The sequence below is a fragment of the Mesorhizobium sp. IMUNJ 23033 genome (genome assembly GCF_044778005.1).
Lineage (GTDB): Bacteria > Pseudomonadota > Alphaproteobacteria > Rhizobiales > Rhizobiaceae > Mesorhizobium > Mesorhizobium amorphae_A.
This window is the reverse complement of the sequence record NZ_JBJACT010000011.1, coordinates 170,726-192,360: the sequence shown is the minus strand read 5'-3', so window position 1 is coordinate 192,360 and position 21,635 is coordinate 170,726. Positions and strand designations below refer to the sequence as shown.

Genomic DNA, 21,635 nt, shown 5'->3' with positions numbered 1-21,635 from the left:
CGGATAGCGCGTGTAGACCTCCGCTCCCGGCGTCGCCGGATTGATCTCGACATTGGCGTCGGGATAGAGCGTGGTGGCGAAGGAGGAGGTCTTCTTCGCTCGCGCTCCATCCGGACCATAGGCGAGCGTCACCGTGTTGGAAGCGAGCGTGACCGTCTTCAGCCGGTTGGCCTCGTCCCAGGCAAGCGTGCGGCTGCCATCGGAGGTGAGATTGCCATTGGCATCATAGGCCATCGCATTGGCGCCGACCGAGGTTGGTGCGTGCGGACGAGCAGCACTTGCCGCGGGATAGACATAGGTACCAGCCACACGGCTGCGCGAGATCATATTGTCGTTGGCGGCGTAGACGAAGGTTTCGTCCAGCATGTTATTGCCGAGATTGTCGGACGACGTCAGCCGGTCGGCATTGTCATAGCCATAGGTCCAACTGTCGGAAGCGGTCAGCCCCGTCGTGCCGGTGATGCGGCCGAGGTTGTCTCTCGCATATTGATCGTCGAGCAGGATTGTTGCGCCCTTGGCCGTGGTGACACGTGTCAGCCAGCGCCGGGTGGGCGAATAGGTGAAGGCCGTCTTCACACCGTTGGCATAGTTGATCTCCTTGGTCTGGCCATCGGCCTCGTAGAGCGTCGAGGTGATGAAGCCGGGGGCGGAGAGCAGCATGTTGCCAGCGGTGTATTGCAGTGGGGCAGCAGTCGTGCCGAAGTCGAGCTGCACCGGCAGGTATTGTGTGGCAATCGCCTGGCCCGAGGCATCGCGGACGCTGGTCGTGGTGTGGGTTAGCGTGCCGATGGTTGCGTCCTGACGGGCGACCTTGGCGAAGCCGTCATATTTGTAGCTCTGCGTGGCGGCCGGATTGGTCGAGGTCGTCAACTGGCCGATGTTGTAATAGCCGGCGGCGGCCTGATCATAGGTGTTTTGGGTCAGCGTCACCGGGCTGCCGCCCGAGGCGGTCGCCGTCTTCAGCGTCAGCCGGTCTATCTGGTCGTAGCTGAGATTGGTGACGGTACCCCTGGCATCGGTCTGGCTGACCAGCCGGTTGGCGGCATCGTAGACATAGGACCAGGTGCCGAGATCGGGATCGGAGGCCGTCAGCCGGTTGCCGAGCATATCGTAGGTATAGGTCCAGTTCGAGCCGCCGGGATCGGTCACCCCGATCAGCCGGCCGAGCCGGTCGTAGCCGCGGTTCTCCGTCAGGCTGAGACCGCCCTGGTCGCGCATGATGCCGGCGATGTCGCCTCGAGTCGTCGACCATGTTTTGGTCTGATGGCCGAGTTCATCCGTCAGGATTACTGCGTAAAGTCGTGGGTTGGGTGTGCCGATTGTGTCGGTGAGGAAGTGTATGTAGGTCCGCTGGCTGGCATCCGGGTTGACCGTCTTCACCAGTCGATCCGACCAGTCATAGGAATTGGTGGTCCACTGCGCTGCGTCGCCGACGAATCTCGGGAAGGCCGTGCGCAGGACATTCCCGCGAAGGTCGTAGTCGGTGTCGGCAATGCGTCTTGCACCGGCCGCCGTCTCTCCGGGCGTCTCGACGCGATAGACCCGCCCAAGCCCGTCATAATAGGAGCGGACAAAGTCCTCGCCGGCGCCATTGGGCAGCGGCGTGTATTTGACCAGCGCCTGCGTCGCCGGATTGCCCTCGTTCTCGAAGCGGGTCTTGGCATAGGCGCCGGTCACGCTCTGCGAGGCGTGGTAAGGCCGGCAGAAGGCATCGTAGGTGAAGGTTTTTACGAGACCATTGAAGTCGGTCTTGGTCGCCGGCAGGCCGCAGACTGCATTGTAGGTGGCCGTCGAGACAATACGCGTGTCGGCCGTCTGTCCGCCGGTGGCAAAATAGCGCGGGCTGCGCTGCGTTACCGGGTAGAGGTGATAGGTGGCGTCATAGTCCCACTCGGTTTTGTGGCCGAGACCGTTGGTGGCCGAGATCCTGTTGCCAAAACTGTCATAGGCAAAATACTGGAAAGTCGTTTTCTGCGGGGTCGAATAGATGTCGTTATAGCTCACCCGCAAGGTCAGGTTACCCTTGGTAGGCGGCGTCGTGTTGTCGGCATGGTTGTTGTCGTAGTAGTTAGAAATCCAGCCTATGTATGGTAGCGTTCCGTCGAAGTCTGGCTGCGTTGTCTCGGCACGCGGCAACGACACGATGTAGGCTGACGTGTTAGGTGCGAAGTAGTGCACCGTCCGTATCTCGTCGCCAGTGATATCTGTGCGGCCGTGGTCGTCCTGGATGAAGATGTTGTTATAGGCATCGAAGATGCGCTGCACCTTGAGGCTGCGCACGACACTGCCCTCGGTGACCGTCGTATCGGTCGCCGTGTTCTGCACCCAATACGGCTTGCTCGCCGTGTTGACCGCATAGGTCTCGGCCACCTGCTTGTGCACGGTGCCGGCGCCGTCCTTCCACACCGTCAGCGAGGGCAGGCCATAGCTCGCCAGGTCCTGCCGGTAGGTGGTCTCGATCTTGGATGGTGCTGTCTCGCCATTGGCCCACGGCTTGGTCTCGACGATCGAGGCAAAGCCCAAAAACTTGCGTGCCGCCGGATCGTACTTGCCGCCTGCATAGGTATAGGTGCTCACCCCCGTCTGGCCGCGGCCGTCGCCGACCGAAAGTTTTGTCACCGCATGCACCACCTGCGGCAAGAAGTTGTTCGCCCAGGTCGACGACGGCGCATACTCGACCGCGACCGTGCCGCCGAGTTCCGTCACCACGTTGCGCAGCAGGTTTGGATTGCCAGTCCCGGCGTTCGAGATGAACATACTGCTGTAGTTGGTCAGGTCCGGCAGCCCGTCGCCGTTGAAGTCGCCGACAACAGTGCCTGCGGTCATAGCTGCCGGCAGCGTGAACTGAACCGGCATCATCGATGTCGACGATGGCCGGAGCGAGAAAATCCGAAGTGTGCCAGTCCGGTTTGGCTGCGAGGTTATCGTGCCGCCGACGGTGATGACGTCCACACGGCCATCATTGTCGAAGTCTCGAAGGACCGCGGATGTGCCTGACATCGAAGTTATGGAATAGTTCTTGAAGCCTGCCCCCGTCGACAGCCACAAGCCGGTGCTAATATTTATGCCGTTGTAGCGGAATATGTCGCTCGCACCGTCGCCATTGACGTCTGCGAGAACGCAGCTTCCCCGTGCCCGTATATTGTGTTGAGGGGCACGCGATGGAGAATGACGGACCGCTGGCCTGCCAAGTGCCGTTCGATAGCGTTCCCTTCCTTACCGTTCCGCCGCTACCCCACACCAGCGGCTGCTGGCGGCCGTTGCCAAGGAAATCGCCAACCCCGATGCCACCGCCAACGTTGAGCGTGTCGATGCCGTCGCCGTCGGCATCAGCGACGACAGCGCCAGACGAACCGGCCGGTATTGCTGCGCATACTGCTTCGTAGCCGGATGACGACGCACAGCCAACCTTTGTCATCGACAATTGGTGTCGTCTGAACAGTCGATCTTGTTGTCGTATATGTAATTCTGCCGGTAGCGCCGTCTACAGTGCCCTTGGTTGCAGAAATCGCAAAATCTATTGTGCTCTTACCCGCGATAAATCGGCCCGGCTGCGAGAAGTACGTTGGAGAATTGTCAGATCCGTCGACCGGCTGGGAAATTGTTTCAAGTTGCACAGATAAAGTTTCTGATCGCGCTCCGCTTGAGTTGAACTTGTGTATTCGCTTCGTTCGCGTCCATATATTGGTTGGACTACCATTGTGGCCGCCGCTGTCTTGGGATTTGGCTACGTTGTCAGCGAAGACCTCGTCTCGGCCATCAAAGTCCAAATCGGCGACTTCTCCTGCTCCCCCGAAGGCCGGCGACACCGTCCCATACACCCCATCGGTATTCTGATAAGTCATCTGACCGATGACCTTCGCAGTGCCGCCGGTGATGGTGCCGTCGGCGGCGATGGTGGCATCGGTGCCGTAGCGGGTGACCTGGGTGAGCCGCGAGGTGTTGGAGAACGGCGCCTGGTCGTAGGTTAGCTTGCAGGCGCCGCGCAAAGCGCCGCTGACCTTGACCGAGATCGCCTTGATACGCTGGCTGGTCTCGGAGATGTCGCGGCCATTGCCCATCAGGATCAGGTCAGGCCTGGTCTCGTAGTAGAATTTTACGATCGTGCCATTGTAGCTGACGGCATCGGGGTAGCAGACCGGGCTTGCCGGGCAGGTGTAGCTGTAGGTGACGGTGTTGCCATTGGTGTCGGCGACCGAGGTCAACAGCCAGCGATAGCTCATGGCAAGGTCATAGGCCGGCGTGCCGGCGGCGGGTGTCAGGTTGGCGACCGCCGCCACCGACCGGAAGGTCGAGACAGTGCCGTCGCGATCGGTGACCTTCCATTCGTTGGTGCTGCTGTTCAGCGCAATACGGCGGTAGGATTCGTTCTCCGTCGCATGCGTGCCGCCGGTCGAGCACGACGGCGACACCATGCCGGCGACACAAGCGACCATGGCTTGCCCGTCGAGCAGATAGATATCGCTCGTATCGAACGCCGGCATGCCGTAACCCGGGCTTGCCCGCTCGATGACGTCTAAGCCATCGAGGCCCCAGGCATAGCCGAGCCAGCCTTGATAGAGGCCGCCGGTCTTAGTCTTGCGGGAAGAATTGTAGTTGAGCGCGATCTGCGGCTCGATGCCATGGAAGTCGGGAACATCGATGTCGATCGAGTAGCCGAGATTGCCGTTACCGGCGGCCTTGGGCAGATCCACCTTCGGCGTGCCGATCGCCTCGGGATCGCCGCTATCGGTCGTAGTCGTGGCAGCTGCTGCCGCTGTGGCGGCCGCAGCCGGCTCCTCGGGCGCTGCCTCGGTATCGGTCGTCTTTGCCGCCTTGGCGCTTGTCTTGGTGTCGGTTGTCTTGGTGCCAGCAGCCTTGGTTTCGCTGTCCTCGGCATCCGCCGGCTTGGTGCCGATCTTGGCCGCCGCATCCGGGTTGTCGGTGGCGCTACCCGCTCCTGCATTCTCCGCTGCGCCGGCTGCCGGCGTCTGTCCGGAAGAGCCGCCAGAGCCCAGCGCCGCCCCGCCATTGCCGAAGCCAGCCGGCGTGCCGGCATCAGGCGAAGTGCCTTGCGCATCTTGCGCAAAGGCAACTATCCCCGCGCCTCCGCTAATATAAGAGACAAAAGATACATCCGCGCCAAAGGCGTTCGCGGCAAGCATAGCCGCACCAACAAGCAACCGGTTCATGAGTCCCCCAAGCCAAGTTGCTTATCGATACTCACTCCACACTTGCCCGATACGACGCCAAACCGTCACAGATCAGTTATCCACAGAGTTATTTTGCGAAGTCGGGGTAAGAGCGGCGGCCTTTTGGTTTAGACTCCAGGAGGGTCCTCATTGGGTGCAAAGGCCACCTGCGTTCCAAATGGGCGTCCCCTGCAACCCATCTCGGCCTGCTCGTTTTGGAATTCCCTGCTATCGGCTAAACAATTCCCTGTTAGCACGTGCAGGGAATGTTGCCGCTAAAGCATTGAATCTGATAGGTGATTTTTGCCAAAAATTGGACCGGGTCTTCAAAATACCCGAAATTCGCCGTTTTTTGGGGGATATCGGCGAAAACAGGGCAGAGACTGGTTCGCTCCCGACTGCCACCACCACCATGACCATTGATTTTATTTGCAAGATTTTGGCTTTGCCCACGCTTTGCCACAACGGCCCGTGCGAACTGCAGGAATGGGAGCTAAGGCGCCTTCCTTAACCACTTGGCGATTGCTTATCACCGGACGATCCGCAAATTCGCCCGTCGCTTCATCTGGTCGCGCTTTTCCTCACGCTGGTTGATCGTTCTCGCGATGTCGACGGCTATCCGTTCTTGTTAGCATCGCGCGCCTTGCGTTCCGTGTGATCAGACGTCGCGTCCCCGCAACCACCGACATTCGTGATGTCGCGGCGGAGACAAGGTCACCGCAGATGCCGTCGGCCGCCATCTCCTGACAATCCTCCTAGCGCCTTGAACTTTGCGTGATGACCAGTGCCGCTCGGGAAAGCTCCTGCTTATACCCAGTATGGAAGTCGTGCGCCTATCTCACTACTCACTTGGCGGAGCAAGCCTGCGTGGCGCTGGTGTGTCCGGATGGGGTCAAAAGCGTCGGTTGCGGTCGAAATCTGGAAGCAGCCACCTTATGTGCGTTGAGCCCATGAACCATCGGACCGATCTTTGAATGAGCAAAATAGCTAAAAGGCGCGCATTGCTGCTCCTCAATCCCAAGGCGCGGCGCGGCCAGGAGGTGATCGCGCCAGTTGTGGAGCGGCTGGAGGGAGGTGGGCTTTCCGTCACCGTCGAGACGTTCGAGGCGTTGCCTGAGATCGCTCGTGACATCGTTCGCTTACGCCATATGGCCGATCTTGTGGTTGTGTGCGGTGGCGATGGTTCGGTATCGTCGGCGGCGATGGCGGTAATGGAAAGCGGCCTGCCGATGGGCATTATTCCTATGGGAACGGCGAATGACCTCGCTCGCACACTCAATATTCCGATGGATCTCCTGCAGGCCGCCGATGTGATCGCGCGCGGCCAAACCCGGCTGATCGATGTCGGCACGGTTAATGGTCATGCCTTTTTCAACGTCGCGAGTATCGGACTCAGCACCGAACTGGCGCAAAGTCTGGACCCCGCTCTGAAGAAGCGTTTCGGCAGGCTTGGCTATGCGCTGGCGGCGATGAAAGTGTTGACGCGGGCCGCGAGGTTTCACGCGAAGATTACCGAGAAAGGCGCGGCGATCGAAGCCGAAACCTACCAGATCGCGGTTGGAAACGGTCGGCACTACGGCGGCGGCAACGTTGTGGAAGAGACGGCCGAGATCGATGACGGACATCTCGATCTCTATAGCTTGGAAATGACGAATCTCTGGAAGCTGGCGCTGATGCTCCGCTCGTTCCGTTCTGGAACGCATGGCGCCTGGCGTGAGGTACGCACGGCCAGGTGCGTCGAGTTTGACATCGAGACGGAGAAGCCGATGCCGGTCAACACCGATGGTGAGATCGTCACCTCGACACCGGCCCATTTCAAGGTTCACCCAAAGGCGATCTCGGTCTTCGCGCCTCCGATCCTGAGCATTCCAGGCCGCACGGAAATGTTTCGTCGAGCAATCGGCGCAGACCTCGCATTGTCGGGAGATTATCCAGGCGCTGGCGCTGCGCATTAGCTTGTCGCCGGCGGGACAAAACGCCGAGGCACGCATGATCGTCATGGTCTCGACTACGGCAATCTTCGCGCAGTAGTAGACCCACTGCTCCTCCGCCACCCGGCGAGGGATTTCGTAGGTACCTGCGGAGTGTTGAAGGCGGCTTTGAAGCGCTCGATATCATCGGAACATTCGCGCCGGATGGGCCGGAAAAGTGCAGCGGCTTCCCGTAGACCGATATGATCCCGAGGACTTGCGGCGGGTGTTGGGCGTTGGCGGAGATCCGAGACCAAGCTCCGATACTCTCTCAGTCGCTGGAACAAACTCTTTCCCTTGCTGCGGCGATCGAACCCGATTGCTTCATCAGCGATATTTTGGCTGTACAAAATGCCGAAGACCGGGCGCGCAAAGCATTGCTATTCTGACGTCTGGATAGGCGAGACGTAGATTGCGCACCAGCGCTGACGTCAAGACAACGTCACCAATGTACGTTGTCTGAATAATAAGAATGACTCGATGGACGGCCGGTCCTTCGTGGCAACCGCCAGTCCCGATCCGCCCCTGACATTTCCGGAGAGGCGGACAGCGCGACGGTTCGCCACCTCGGCTGAAGTGCAGCGAGCCATCGGCTTCAATTCCGACGTGCTGGTTGTCTGGCAGCAGGTCACTGGTGACGTTAACGCCTGAGGCCGCCATCGCGCCGCAAAGCTGACGCCCGGCGGCGAAATTCGCCTCCCCACTTTCGGTGTAGACGCCGGCGACACCGCCATAAGGTCTACCGCCCGTCGCGGCTGACCCTTGCGCTAGCTTGGGTTCTCCAAGCGCCTCGCTTTTCGCCACTCCTCGTACTCTCCGCGGGCGTCGTCATGCAGCGGATAATAGCGTTGCAACGACCCGCCTTCCATGAGCTTCACTCGCGAGAATTCCTCCCAATCGTGATGCTTCTGTGACTCTTCGATTACCTTCGGGGCCATTGCGACGGGAAGCACCACCACCCCGTCGTCGTCGGCGATGATGATGTCGCCGGGGATCACCGTGACACCACCGCAGGCAATCGGAACGTTGACGGCATTGGGATAGATGCTGGTCTGCACATGGTAGTTGGGCGTCCAGCCGCGCAGCCATAGGGGCAGATCGAGCTTTTCGACATTGGGCCGGTCGCGCATACATCCATCGATGACGATACCCGCGCCGCCTCTGCCCTTGAAATACGTCGACATCATATCGCCGAAGACGCCCGAGCTCATATCACCGCGCGCGTCGACCACGACCACATCGCCCTCATGTGCGTGATAGAGCACGTGCCGGTGCAGTTGTGTCTCCGGATCGGCATATTCTCCCTCGTTGAAGAGGTCGGGCCGCTGCGGCAGGAACTGCAGCGTCAGCGCCGGCCCGACGATCGACTTCCCGTGGTTCTGCGCCACAGGACCGACCATGTGCGGATTGCGGAAGCCCATGTGGCCAAGCGTGCCGGAAACCGTCGCGGCGCCGATCTCCCTTAGCGCGTCGATCAAGCCTTTAGGCGGTCGCGTGATGTCGGAAGCGTGTGTCATCGTGGACTCCGGTTGAAAAGGAACTACCAGTTCGTCACAGATCCGTCGCGGCGCTTGAGGTGAGGCGCTTCCCAGAAACGGAAACTCTCCGCTTGGATCGCCTCCTCGTTGATCTCGACGCCCAGCCCCGGCAGATCGCTGACCACATAGTCGGGGCCGTCCAGCCGTGGTTGCACGGGGAAGAACTCGGAATTGTCGAAGCCCAGCTTTCTTTCCGGCACCCTGGTCTCGAGCCACGCAAAGTTCGCTACAGCGGCGGCGAGATGCACGGTGGCGGCCGTGCACACTGGACCAAGGGGATTGTGCGGCATCATGTCCACATAGTGCGCCTCGCTCCAGCCAGCGACTTTCATCGCCTCAGTGAGCCCACCGACATTGCAAACATCGATCCGGTTGAACTGGTGGATGCCGCGCTCGATATAGGGCAGAAACTGCCACTTGCTGGCAAATTCCTCGCCGATGGCAAAGGGGATGTCGGTCATCGTTCGCAGGGACTCGTAGGCCTCCGGTGTCTCGTCGCGTATCGGCTCCTCGAGGAAATCGAGCACGCCGCGGCCAAGCTTGTTGCAGAAGCTCGCCGTCTCGGCCACCGACAGCCGATGATGATAGTCGATGCCGAGGACCACTTCGTCACCCAGCGCCTCGCGTGCTTTGTTTAGCATCCTCGCGGTAGCGCCGATCGACTCGCGCGGCTCGAAGATGTCCTTGCTGCTTTGGCCAAACGGGAAGAAGCGGATCGCCTGCCACCCCTGCGCGCGCAGTTCCCGGGCTCGTTCGATGGCAGCGTCGCCCTCGGCCTCGTCTCCGGTCGAGGCGAAGGTGGGGATGCGGTCGCGCTGCTTGCCGCCTAGCAGCTCGTAGACCGGCACCCCCAACGCCTTGCCCTTGATGTCGTGAAGGGCGATGTCGATGGCGGAAATCGCGGCCTGCAGAACGCGCCCGCCTTCGAAGTATTGGCTGCGATAAACCTCTTGCCAGATCCGGCCGATCTGCATCGGGTCGCGGCCGATGAGAAACTCACGATAGTGCTCAAGCGCGCCGGCCACTGCCTTCTCGCGACCGCTCAAGCCGCTCTCGCCCCAACCGAAGATGCCCTGATCGGTCTCGATCTTGACGAGCATCTGGTTGCGAGTCCCCACCCAGGCTGGATAGGGCTTGATTGCCGTGATCTTAAGCTTCGTCGTCATTTACGCTCGTTCCACACGCATCCGCCCCGTCTCAGTTGGCCTCGAGGGCCATTTCCGTTTCGCCGTCGAACAGGTGGACGCGTTCCTGGTCGAACTCGAGCCAGATCTGCTCATCGGGTGTGACGGCGATGTTGGGCGACACGCTGATGTTGACGATGGCACCGGAGAGAAACGCCTGCACGAAGGTGATGTCTCCGGTTGGTTCCACCGTATAGGCCTTGGCCGGAATGGCGCCGGGAACGGCGTTCTTGTGCAGCTTGATCGTCGAATGTCGCGCACCGAGGACAACCTTCCTGGAGGTCGCTCCCTGGACCTTGCGCGCGTTGGGTTGCGACAGTGCGAGGCTCCAGCCTTCCGCGCTCGTCAGAACGGTGTCCCCGTTGGCCGTCGATGCCTGTAATGGGACAAGGCTCATCGCCGGGCTGCCTACGAAGCTCGCGACGAACATGTTGGCGGGACGTGCGAAAACTTGCGCCGGCGAATCGTATTGCTGCAGGTAGCCGCCGTTCATCACAGCCATCCTGTCTGCCATGGTCACGGCCTCGAGCTGGTCGTGCGTCACATAGACGATCGTCGCCTTGAGATCCTGGTGGAACCGCTTGATTTCGGATCGCATCTGCACGCGCAGCTTTGCGTCGAGATTGGAGAGCGGTTCGTCCATCAGAAACACCGCCGGATCTCGAACGAGGGCGCGGCCCAGGGCCACGCGCTGCTGTTGCCCACCTGAAAGTTCGCGCGGCTTGCGTTCGAGCAACTGCGTCATGTCGAGCACTCGCGCCGCTTCCCTGACCTTCTTGTCGATCTCCTGCTTGGACAGCTTGCGCATCTGCAGCGGGAAGGCGAGGTTCATATAGACCGACTTTTGCGGATAGAGCGCGTAGTTCTGGAACACCATTGCGATGTCCCTGTCCTTCGGGTCGAGGTCGTTGACCACGCGGTCGCCGATGACGATGTCGCCTGACGTGATCGGGATCAGCCCCGCGACGAGATTGAGCGTGGTTGTCTTGCCGCAACCGGAAGGACCGACGAGCGCAACGAACTCGCCATCATTGACCGTCAGCGAAACGTCATTGACAGCTTTGAAGCTGCCATAGGTCTTGACGAGATCTTTGAGGACCACGTGGGCCATCGGCAACTCCCTAGTGCTTGACCGCGCCTTCTGTAAGGGCGCGTACGAAGTATCGTTGCAGGACGAGGAACAGCACCACGACGGGCACGCTCATCATGAAGCTGGCCGCCATCAGGCCTGGAAAGTCCGTCGTGTTTTCCGAGAAGAAGCGTTGGATGCCGACCGGCAAGGTCAGCTGCTCGTTCTTGGAGAGGAAGGTGTAGGCATAGATGTACTCGTTCCACGCGCCGATGAAGGAATAGATCGCTGTGGCGATGATTCCTGGTGCCGAGAGCGGCATCACGATCAGGATGAAGGCCTGGAACCGCGTCGCTCCATCGATGCGCGCCGCCTGCTCGAGCTGCACCGGGATGTTGTCGTAGAAGCCCTTGAGGAGCCAGATTGCCAGCGGCAGGCCGAATGTGAGGTAGGTGAGAATGAGCGAGCCATGCGTGTTCACCAGCCCGATCGCGCGCATCAGGATGAAGAGCGGCACGAGGAAGATCACCGCCGGGAACATATTGCGAAGCAAGACGGCGAAGAACAGGAAGTTCCGGCCCGGGAAGGTGAAACGCGAAAATGCGTAGGCCGCGGGAACCGCCACGATCACCGAAAGGATAGTCGTGGCAGTGGAGACGTAAAGGCTGTTCCAGAAGAAGCGGAGGAAGTCCTGGCCGACACTGTTCTGTGGATCGAGCAGCTTCTGGTAGCTGGCAAGTGTAGGCTCCTCCGGCCACCATTGCGGCGGGAATTGCATCGCGGCGAAGCCGGACTTGATCGAGGTGATCAGCATCCAGATCATCGGCAATGCGGTGTAAAGCAGCATGAACACGAGGAAGATGCGCCCGCCCCACCGCCATCCGTCGACGCGCATGCGGCGACGGGTCTGGCCTCGATGGGCTGTCTCGGCAATCGTGCTCATGCGCTGCCATCCTTCCGGTCGTTGCCGCTTAGCGCGCGGACGTAGAAGTAGCCGAGCGTCATCAGGATGAGGAACAGCAGCACCGAATAAGCCGATGCCACTCCCCAGCGCTGCCGGCCGAAGGCGAGCTCATAGATGTGGGTGATCCAGATATGCGATGCGTTCGACGGGCCGCCGCCGGTCATGATCCAGGGGATGATGAAGGAATTGAAGTTGGCCACCGCCAGCAGCAGGATCGTCACCGTAGAGACGTTTCTCAGGTGTGGGAAGGTGACGTGCCAGAAGCGCTGCCATGCATTGGCTCCGTCGACCTTTGCGGCGCGCAACAACTGGTCGGGGACTGTCTGAAGACCGGCCATCATCATGATCATGGCGAATGGAAACTCGCGCCAGATATTGACGACGATCAGGGAGGGCAGCACCGTGCTGACGCTGTCGATGAAATTCGGCGGCCGGTCGGCCAATCCGAGGCCGACCAGCACCGCGCCGATTATGCCAAAGTCCGAATGGTAGATCCACTTCCAGATATAGGATGCGGCGACCGCGCTGATGACCCAGGGAATGATCAGGATAGCGCGCAGCACACCCCGACCGACAAAGTCGCGATGGAGCGCCAGCGCGCAGCCAAACCCCAGGACAAATGCGATGAAGGTGGATGCCAGTGTCCAGATAAGGGTGTTGGAGGTGACCTTCCAGAACACCGGACTTGTGAGGATGGAGGTGTAGTTGCCGACGCCGACGAAGATCTTGTCCCGGAGCTGCAGGCCAGGCGGCGTGTTGAAGAACGACAGCTCGATCGTGTAGTAGATCGGATAGGCGATGACGATGAGCATGACGGCAATCGCAGGAAGCACGTACGCGTAGTCAGCGCGATGCTCCCAAATCTTCCGCAGCAGGGGTCGCAATCTTTCGCGAGCCCCGGTCTTGCCGGTCACGATCGTCACTTTGGCGGGCCTTTGTTTTTCGGAACGAACCGGCTGCGCTCTCGGCGCAACCGGTAAGATCGCGGGTCAGGCTTCGGCTAGAGTCCGCCGCCCATCAGGTCTTTCACCTTCTTGGCCGCGTCGTCCGCCGCCTGATCGACGGTCATCGCTCCGGTCAGGGCATTTTGCAGCATGTCCGGAACGATGATGTTCATGATCTCGGGAGACTGCGGCAGCGCCGGGAACGGGATGCCGTATGGCAGCATCGAGGTCGTGACATCGAGGAACTTGATGCTGTCCAGACGTTCTTTCATCCATTTGGTCTTGAAGCCGTTAAGGTTGCCGGGGTTCGAGCCGGCGTAGGCCATCTTCAGCGACCATTCAGGGCTCGTCCACATGCAGATGATGGCCTTTGCAGCCGGCTCGTCTACCTTGCCGCCCTCGACATATTCTGGCTTCAGGATGTGAATATTCGAGCCGCCGAACACGACTGCGCGCTTGCCGTCGGGGCCGGTCGGAATTAGGCCGTAGCGCATGTTGTCGATGACGGTCTGCGCCTTGTCCTTGTCGGTGCCGGTCGCCTTCTTCTGCAGGTCGAGCATGACATTGTAGTCGGACGGGTGCGAGATCATCATGCCGAGCTGGCCGGCGAGGAACAGCGGCTGGTTGTCGGCCTGTTGGTTAGTGAGTGCCGAAACCGGAACCGACTTGTCGCGGACATACATATCGTAAGAGGCTTGCAGCGCGGCCTTGCTCTGCGGGCTGGCGAGCTCGATCTGCTTATAGGTCGGGTTCGCCGTGGCTTCGTCGAAGACGCCGCCGCCATAGGCCCACAACTGAGGCATGAAGCGGTACGGGGTATTGCCGGCATTCTTGCGAGCCACGAGGCCGTAACCGGCAACGCCGAGCTTGTCGTGGATCTGCTTGGAGTACTTCACGACGTCGTCCCAGGTTGCCGGAGCCTTGTCCGGATCGAGACCTGCGCGCTTGAAGATATCGGCATTCCAGATGAACGCCATCGTTTCATTGTTGGTTGGAATGCCGTAGGTCACCCCGTCCCAAGTCACGGCTTTCATGGCGCCGGGCCAAAAGTCCTCGGTCGAATATCCCACGTCCTCGGGCTTGAGCGGCTCCAGATAGCCCTTTGAGGCGAACTCGGTGCCACCCAGGATTTGCAGGCGTACCGCCATCGGCGCGGCATTGCCAAGGAGCGCCGTGCGGAACTTGTCAAGAAGGTCGTTATAGGTGAGGGCTTGTTCCTCGAGCTGGATGTTCGGATAGGTCTTGCGGAAGGTCTCGAAGAAATCCTTGTAGTACTGGCGCAGGAGGTCGGGGTCGCCCTCGAACACGCCCTGATACCAGAAAGTCAGTCGCCCCTTGTAGTCGAGCGGGGTGACCTTGGCGCAATCGGCCGCCGTATCAAAATCCTGTGTGCCTGCAATGGAGCGCACATATTCCGGCGACCACTTGCTCAAGTCGACCGGCGCCGCACCCAGCGCCGATGCCGACATCAAAGATGCCATTAAAGCAGCGGAGACAGTGCCGCGCAGGACGGCACCGCCGAGTGTAATCCTCGTCATAGGTATCCTCCAGGTTTTCTCTCCCATGCCGCTCTGCATCGAGGCGAGCGGTCTTTGCTCGTCGGCTGCGAGACAGCTATTCAATGTATCCCTTCGAGCACTTTGTACGTTTTCAGATCGCAGATTGTCTGTCAACGCGATAAATCGTACATTGTTTATGGAAACCGTGCGTGATATCGAACAAAATGTGTATTGATCGAGGGGAGCCGGGCTTGGCCGAAACAAGCGATTTTAAAGCAGAGCCACCCGAGGGGATTGACCCTCTCGGGGCCTCAAGCGAGGGCGCCTCGCTTTATCAACTGATCAGGGAAGACATCATCGAGGGGCGGCTCGCCGCCAACGAACGGCTTGTGGTAACCGATCTCGCCCGGCGTCACGGCACCTCGACCAACCCCGTGCGCGAAGCTCTGCAGCTGTTGCGCGGCGAGGGCTTTGTCACCTTCGTTCCCAACCGAGGCGCGCGCGTTCGACCTATAGACCAGGATTTTGTCCGGGATATCTACGAGATCGGAGTCCTGATCGAGCCGGCCCTGACGCGATGGTTCGTGAATATGGCGACCGTCGAGGACATTGCCGAACTCGAACGTATCCAGGCCCTGATTGAAGAGAACAACTTTGCCGACACGTTCAGGCACAGTGAGCTGGATACCGCTTTTCACACCGTGATGTACCAGAGGCACTATAACCGCCATGCGGCCGAGCTTTGGTGGAAGCATCGCGAAGTGCTGCGAGCCGTGAGCCGGCGTTTCAATTTCACGCTCGCCCGGCGTGCCGCGATCCTTCGCGAACACCGCGAGCTCATCGCGCATGTAAAAGCGGGAAATGCCGACGAGGCAGCCGAACTCATTGGGCGCCATGTCGAGGGCTCCGGTCGGCATGTCCTCGAGCACATGCGCGCGCGTAACGCCGCTCGGGCGGGGTAGAATATTCGGTCCGGAACACTGCTATTCGGGGTCATTCCAGATAAAGGTAGTTGAGAGATGAAAATCACGAGCATTCGGCCGTGGCTGATCAAATCCGATGCTTTTTATTGGGGAGAGTACCTGTTTGTCGAAGTGACGACCGATGAGGGGGTGAGTGGCTGGGGAGAGATCACAACCACTACCAGGCTCGCCAACCGCGCTCTCTGCACGATCCTTCGGCAGATCGGCCTCGCCGTGACCGGCGAGGATCCAGCGCGGATCGAGCATCTGTGGCACAAGATTTTCCGCAGCTTCACCTATATGGGCAGCCGCGGCGGCGCCGTCGAATGCGTGAGCGCCATCGATATCGCCCTCTGGGACATCCGGGGCAAAGTCCTTGGCACGCCGATTTACGAGCTGCTCGGCGGACCGGTACGCGATGAAATCGCGCTCTACACCCATCCCAACCAAGCCAAATTTACCAGCAAGGAGGCTGTGGTCCGCGAAATTCGCGATATCGTCGAATCCGGGCACAAGGCGCTGAAGTTCGACCCGTTCCCGCACCAGGGCCGCAGCCCCGATGGGCAGTCACGCGAACAGCGGGATGGCTACCTCGATGGCAGCATGACGCGCAAGGACGAGCGCAAGGCGGCCGAACTCACGGCGCTGATCCGCGAAACGGCGGGGTCTGACGTCGACATTCTCATCGATGCGCATGGCCGCTTCGACGTTCCCACCGCCATTCGCCTCTGTCGGAGCCTTGAGGAAGCCGGCCAGATAGACTGGTTCGAAGAACCCTGTCCGCCCGAGAGCCTCAACGCCCTCAGACAGGTGCGTGAAAAAGTCAGTGCCGCCATCTCGTGGGGCGAGCGCGGCCACACGAAATGGGATTTCGTGCCGGTCCTTGAGAACCGGCTCGCCGACTACATCATGCCGGACGTCACCTGGACCGGCGGCATTACCGAGCTCAAGAAGATATCCGCCCTTTGCGAAGCCTACTACATCCCGGTCTCGCCGCATGATGCTGCGGGGCCGATCAACGTGGTTGCGGGAGCGCAGGTGATGATGACCGTTCCCAACTTCTACAAACTCGAAACGTCGGAGTGGAACCTGGGCAAATACGATCATCTCATCGACAGACCGCTCGACGTTTCGAACGGTAGCCTCAAGCTGACGTCAAAACCCGGTCTCGGTGTCGAGATGAACCGCGATTACCTGCAGGCCCATAAGATTGAGCCGAGTTAGCAACGGTCCATGCCGGCCGGCGTTTGGGGCGACAAAGCCTCCCGACCAGAACGAGGACAAATCATGCCAAAGACGGACGGAGCCGCCGACGAGCCCCTCAATCGGGTGAACACTAATTCCAAGCCGTCCGACCTTCGCATCACCGACATGCGGGTGGCCGAGATCGTCGGCGCGCCGTTCACCTCAGCACTGCTCAAGATCCACACCAATCAGGGCATCGTTGGGCTTGGCGAGGTGCGTGACGGCGCCAGCGCCACCTACGCATTGATGCTGAAAAGCCGGCTGCTTGGCGAGAACCCTTGCGACATCGACCGCCTGTTTCGCCGCATCAAGCAATTCGGCGGGCACGGCCGGCAAGGCGGCGGCGTCTCGGCGGTCGAAATCGCGCTGTGGGATCTCGCAGGTAAGGCCTATGGCGTCCCGATCTACCAGATGCTCGGCGGCAAGTTTCGCGACAAGGTGCGCATCTATTGCGATACCGACGCCGAGAAACCGAGCGGCACCGAAACCGGAAAGCGCCTCAAGGAGCGCATGAACCGCGGTTTCACCTTCCTCAAGATGGACCTGGGCTTGATGCAGATCGCCCATGTCCCGGGCGCCGTGGCCGCGTCCGCCGGCGCGCTCGAAGGGTTTCACGCCAATCCACGCGGCCGTGGCGGCGCGCTTGAGGAGCGCAAGGCGCGCAATCTCGCCTACGATGCGCAGAACGTGCAGCACCCGTTCACGGGCCTGCATTTCACCGAAAAGGGGATCGACCTGCTCGAGCAGTATATCCACGAGGTTCGCGAGGTGATCGGATACGAGATCCCGCTCGCCATCGACCATGTCGGCCACATCTCGCTGCAGGACGGCATACGCCTGTCGCGTCGTATCGAGAAATACGTTCCGGCCTGGCTGGAGGACGTGATCCCCTGGCAATACACCGAGCAGTACCGGCAACTGCAGCAGGCGACCACGGTGCCGATCTGCACCGGCGAGGACATCTACCTCAAGGAGGCGTTCGAACCCCTGCTCAAGAGCGGCGGTCTCTCTGTCATCCACCCGGACCTGCTCACCAGCGGGGGCATTCTCGAGACGAAGAAGATCGGCGACTTGGCGCAGGATCACGGCGTCGCGATGGCCATCCATATGGCCGAAAGTCCAATCGCCGCAATGGCCGCCGCACATGTTGCAACCGCGACCGAAAACTTCATTGCGCTCGAATATCATTCCGCCGATGTCGACTGGTGGGACGATATCGTCACCGGCCTTCCCAAGCCACTCGTCAAGGATGGCTTCATTACTGTTCCGGACAAGCCGGGCCTGGGGATCGACGATGTCGTCGATGAGGTGATCTCGCAGCATCTGCAGCCGGGTGTCACCGGAATCTGGCAGCCCACGGATCACTGGGACAACGAGCATTCCTGGGATCGCACCTGGAGCTGAGGCGAAGAGACCCGAACATGAAGATCACCGACCTTCGCTGTGCCGTTATCGGCAAGCACCCCATCGTTCGCATCGTCACTGATGAGGGCCTCTATGGCCTTGGCGAAGTTGAGTTCACCAAAAGCTATCTCAAGCCCTTTGTGCTGCATTTCCGCGAGGCTCTGATCGGCGAGGATCCGACCGACGTCGAGCGGGTGATGCTGAAGATCCGCCAACGCGGCTCTTTCAAGCCCTATGGCGCCGCGGTCAGCGCGATCGAACATGCGCTATGGGACATTGCCGGCAAGGCCGCGGGCATGCCGGCCTACAAGCTGCTCGGCGGCAAGGTGCGGGACAAGGTGCGTGTCTACAACGGCTCGATCCGCCAGAAGCGCACGGGTGACCGGCCGGAGGACTATGCCGCTGATGTCAAATGGATGATGGAGCGGCCGCAGAACTTCTTCATGGTCAAGCAAGGTATCTCCTTTCACTCCAACATGAAGGACACCATCGAGGGCTTCCATTACGGCGTGGCGCAGAAGAAGGCCGGCTATCACGGTGCCATGGATCAAGGCGTGATCAGTGAGCGCGGTTTCAACCACATGCTCGACTGCGTGATCGCCATGAAGGAAGTGCTGGGCGACAAGGTCAGCCTGGCGCTCGACTGCGGCCCGGGCTGGATGTTGCCGGATGCGATCAAATTCGCTCGCGCGGTCGAGAGGTACAATTTGATGTGGCTCGAGGACATGCTGACCGGCGACTATGTGCCGTGGGTCAATCCGCAGGCCTATCGGGAACTGACCACCTCCACCTCGACGCCAATCCATACCGGTGAGCAGATCTACCTGCGGCACAATTTCAAGGAACTGATCGAGACGCAGGCGGTGCGCGTCATCGGCCCCGATCCGGCCGATGTCGGCGGCATTGCCGAGCTCAAATGGGTGGCCGAGCACGCCTATATGCACTCGATCCTGATGGCGCCGCACGGCACCGCGAACGGCCTCCTGGGTCTCGGCGCGCTGATCAACGTGTGCGCCACCTTGCCCGCCAACTACATCGCCTTCGAATACCCGAGCGCTTCCGACCCCTGGTGGGAGGACCTCGTAATTGGCCTGCCGTCGCAGATCGTGAAGGACAGCATGGTGGACCTGCTGGAAGCGCCGGGGTTGGGCCTCGATATCGACGGCGAAGCAGCCAGAAAATATCTCAAGGAAGAGGATAGGGGCTTCTTCGACTGAACTATTCTTCTTTCGCCACCTGCGCCACTCGGACCGCTTCACGGAATTTGGTATCCAGAATGAGCGCTTCGGGTCGAGCGTGTGTGAAAACGCGACGCGTCAGGCAAGGCGTAGAACGTTGTTTCCAGGATTGCCGCCGCTAGGCCCTACCCGGAACGTGCTAGTTCTTGGCAGGGATTGACCTGACGCCGATCACGCTGCGACGATTGTGGTTTCTCAGGGGCGGCGTACACTCATGAAATGCCCGACGATAGCGATGCGACCACCTCTTCTGACCGCCCTGAAAGGAAGTTGGCGGCGATCCTAGCGGCTGATGTCGCAGGCTATAGTGGCTTGATGGAGCGCGACGAGGAGGGTACTCACGAGCGGCTGCGGGTGCTGTTGCGAAATGTCGTCAGGCCAGCGGTGGAGACGCATCGCGGGCGCATCGTAAAAACGGCCGGCGACGGGCTCATCGCTGAGTTCTCCAGCGCCATAGAAGCGGTGCGGTGCGCGGTCGAACTGCAACAGGCAATGACGGAGCGAAACGCGGCCATTCCTGAAGATCGCCGGCTGACGTTTCGGATGGGCATAAATCTCGGCGACATCATGAGCGAGGACGACGATATCTTCGGCGATGGAGTCAATATCGCGGCCCGGCTGGAGGCTTTGGCCGACGCCGGCGGAATACTTATCTCTCATACCGTTTATGAGCATGTCGATCGCAAGTTGCCAGTCCGCTTCGACGATCAGGGGGAGCGCGTTCTCAAGCACATCGCTCGCCCGATCCGGGTCTATCGTGTCTGCTGGGAGGCCGTTCCAGCGGGCCCGGCGCTCCAGCCCGCGTCGGGCCAGCCCGGACTGCCGGACGAAGCTTCGATCGCGGTGCTGCCTTTCACGAATATGAGCAGCGATCCGGAGCAGGGGTTTTTCGGCGATGGTCTAGCGGAAGACTTGATCACTGATCTTTCCAAGGTCCCTGGCCTTCTGGTGATCGCTCGCAATTCGAGCTTTGCGTATACGGGCCGGTCGGCTGACATCCGCGCGATCGCCAGGGAGCTTGGCGTTCGCTATGTCATCGAAGGTAGCGTCCGGCGGGCGTCAGCGCGGGTGCGGATCAATGCCCAGCTCATCGACGCGACCAATGGCAGCCATCTCTGGGCTGACCGTTTCGACCGCGACCTGGCGGATATCTTCACCCTGCAAGACGAGGTCGTGGCGAAGATCGTGAGCGCTCTCGCAAATGTCCTGCCGTCTGCCCGGCCCATCGCCAGACAACGGACAACAAACCTCGACGCCTACGATCTTTTCGTGCGCGGACGCGTGCTGGCGATGCAATCGCCCGAAGGAAACCGGGTGGCTCGCCCGCTCCTCGAGAAAGCAATAAAACTCGATCCGGATTTCGCTGAAGCATATGCCTGGCTCGCGATGACGCACCATTTCGGCTGGTTGTATTGGGGAGAAGCCGTTGACCCACATCGCGCGCAGGCGCGTGCCACTGCCGAACGCGCGGTCTTGCTCGACCCACAAAATGCCGACGCACATTGGATTCTCGGATATGTGCGGGCCTACGACGGTGACTTGGATGGAGGAGTGGCAGGGTTCCAGGTGGCTCTTCGAATCAACCCCAACCATGCCGACGTCTGGGCGCTGCTCACCGACCTGATGGTATTCGAAGGACGCGCTGTCGAGGGAATAGATTGTGCCCGGAAAGCCTTTCGTCTGAATCCGTATCCGCCCGGATTCTACTATTGGGTGCTTGGTTGGGCTCAATATGCGGCAGATCGGTATGAAGACGCCATCGAAACGCTTCGGCAAGATGCCGCACGGGGGACTGGCTCACGGCGACTGTTGGCCGCGAGCCTGGCGCAGCTTGGCCGCATTGAGGAGGCCCAGAAGGAAGCCCGTCTGTACCTTGCCGCGATCCCGAATTTCTCGGTGGATTACTGGGCAAGCGGACAACCGTTCCGCAACGACGCGGACCTGCAGCATTTCATTGACGGCTACGTCAAAGCGGGTCTGCCAAAGTGAAGGTCGAGTTGGTTGCGGTAAAACAAACCGCACCTTGGCAAGGCGACTCTTGAGATAGCATCAGCAGGATTTCCATTGGCCGCTTCTGGCGCACATGCGCCATCCTGACGCGTCGCGTTTTCACACAGGCTCGGCTGATCCCGGACCTCCGAGGTCTCACATGTCCGCTTGCGTGCTGGGTACCCTAGCAGCGGACGGTCGGCTATCGGCCCCTTAGCTGCCAGGCAGCATTGCGCCTCATTCGTGACGTTGAGGATGCCTTTGCCACTGCCTGAAAGCTGACGTTAGCGGCGACCACGCTGGAGGTCGCGGTTGCGCCAATTTCCGACATTGGCACTCAGTCGCTGACCGACCATTCCAGAAGTTCCGGTGAGAGCGCACTGTGGCGCAAGGTGGCCCCATTGCCCATGATCCTAATGCTTCAAGGGCCTAGCGACCGATCGGTATGGCGCACGGAC

General features: G+C 60.4%; 14 protein-coding genes. 6 read left to right on the top strand and 8 right to left on the bottom strand.

What is annotated here, in order from left to right:
- The coding region (locus ACFX5Q_RS14880; protein ID WP_404279050.1) for a toxin TcdB middle/N-terminal domain-containing protein at window positions 1-3,000 on the bottom strand (3,000 nt) is incomplete at its 3' end.
- Between the two features lie 329 nt (window positions 3,001-3,329).
- Entirely contained in the window at window positions 3,330-5,171 is a 1,842-nt protein-coding gene (locus ACFX5Q_RS14875) for a SpvB/TcaC N-terminal domain-containing protein (RefSeq protein WP_404279048.1), read from the bottom strand.
- A 974-nt stretch (window positions 5,172-6,145) separates the two neighbouring features.
- Here ACFX5Q_RS14875 and ACFX5Q_RS14870 point away from each other — a divergent pair.
- Complete coding sequence (locus ACFX5Q_RS14870) at window positions 6,146-7,126, top strand: lipid kinase (RefSeq protein ID WP_404279046.1); 981 nt, start codon at window positions 6,146-6,148, stop codon at window positions 7,124-7,126.
- A 782-nt stretch (window positions 7,127-7,908) separates the two neighbouring features.
- Here ACFX5Q_RS14870 and ACFX5Q_RS14865 read toward each other — a convergent pair.
- The 6 genes from ACFX5Q_RS14865 to ACFX5Q_RS14840 form a co-directional block, all read right to left on the bottom strand.
- A complete protein-coding gene (locus ACFX5Q_RS14865; protein ID WP_404279044.1) occupies window positions 7,909-8,658 on the bottom strand; it encodes a ribonuclease activity regulator RraA in 750 nt (249 codons plus the stop codon).
- A 23-nt stretch (window positions 8,659-8,681) separates the two neighbouring features.
- Complete coding sequence (locus ACFX5Q_RS14860) at window positions 8,682-9,845, bottom strand: mandelate racemase/muconate lactonizing enzyme family protein (protein WP_404279042.1); 1,164 nt, start codon at window positions 9,843-9,845, stop codon at window positions 8,682-8,684.
- Between the two features lie 31 nt (window positions 9,846-9,876).
- Entirely contained in the window at window positions 9,877-10,974 is a 1,098-nt protein-coding gene (locus ACFX5Q_RS14855; protein ID WP_404279039.1) for an ABC transporter ATP-binding protein, read from the bottom strand.
- 10 nt (window positions 10,975-10,984) lie between these two features.
- Complete coding sequence (locus tag ACFX5Q_RS14850; protein WP_404279037.1) at window positions 10,985-11,875, bottom strand: carbohydrate ABC transporter permease; 891 nt, start codon at window positions 11,873-11,875, stop codon at window positions 10,985-10,987.
- The gene (locus ACFX5Q_RS14845) at window positions 11,872-12,819 is read right to left on the bottom strand and encodes a carbohydrate ABC transporter permease (protein ID WP_404279035.1); all 948 of its coding nucleotides are present in this window, start codon (window positions 12,817-12,819) and stop codon (window positions 11,872-11,874) included. The genes ACFX5Q_RS14850 and ACFX5Q_RS14845 overlap by 4 nt, the downstream gene beginning before the upstream one ends.
- A 77-nt stretch (window positions 12,820-12,896) precedes the next feature.
- On the bottom strand, window positions 12,897-14,378 hold the full coding sequence (locus ACFX5Q_RS14840) for an ABC transporter substrate-binding protein (protein ID WP_404279067.1): 1,482 nt from the start codon (window positions 14,376-14,378) through the stop codon (window positions 12,897-12,899).
- A gap of 212 nt (window positions 14,379-14,590) precedes the next feature.
- Between ACFX5Q_RS14840 and ACFX5Q_RS14835 the strand changes: the two genes are divergently transcribed.
- From ACFX5Q_RS14835 to ACFX5Q_RS14815, 5 genes are all read left to right on the top strand, one after another.
- Complete coding sequence (locus tag ACFX5Q_RS14835) at window positions 14,591-15,301, top strand: GntR family transcriptional regulator (RefSeq protein WP_404279033.1); 711 nt, start codon at window positions 14,591-14,593, stop codon at window positions 15,299-15,301.
- 57 nt (window positions 15,302-15,358) lie between these two features.
- On the top strand, window positions 15,359-16,525 hold the full coding sequence (locus tag ACFX5Q_RS14830; RefSeq protein WP_404279031.1) for a mandelate racemase/muconate lactonizing enzyme family protein: 1,167 nt from the start codon (window positions 15,359-15,361) through the stop codon (window positions 16,523-16,525).
- A gap of 63 nt (window positions 16,526-16,588) precedes the next feature.
- Window positions 16,589-17,950, top strand: coding sequence for a mandelate racemase/muconate lactonizing enzyme family protein (locus ACFX5Q_RS14825; RefSeq protein ID WP_404279029.1), 1,362 nt, complete (start codon window positions 16,589-16,591; stop codon window positions 17,948-17,950).
- A 17-nt stretch (window positions 17,951-17,967) separates the two neighbouring features.
- Window positions 17,968-19,167, top strand: coding sequence for a mandelate racemase/muconate lactonizing enzyme family protein (locus ACFX5Q_RS14820; RefSeq protein WP_404279027.1), 1,200 nt, complete (start codon window positions 17,968-17,970; stop codon window positions 19,165-19,167).
- 240 nt (window positions 19,168-19,407) lie between these two features.
- Window positions 19,408-21,177, top strand: coding sequence for an adenylate/guanylate cyclase domain-containing protein (locus tag ACFX5Q_RS14815; protein WP_404279025.1), 1,770 nt, complete (start codon window positions 19,408-19,410; stop codon window positions 21,175-21,177).
- Window positions 21,178-21,635 lie beyond the last annotated feature (458 nt).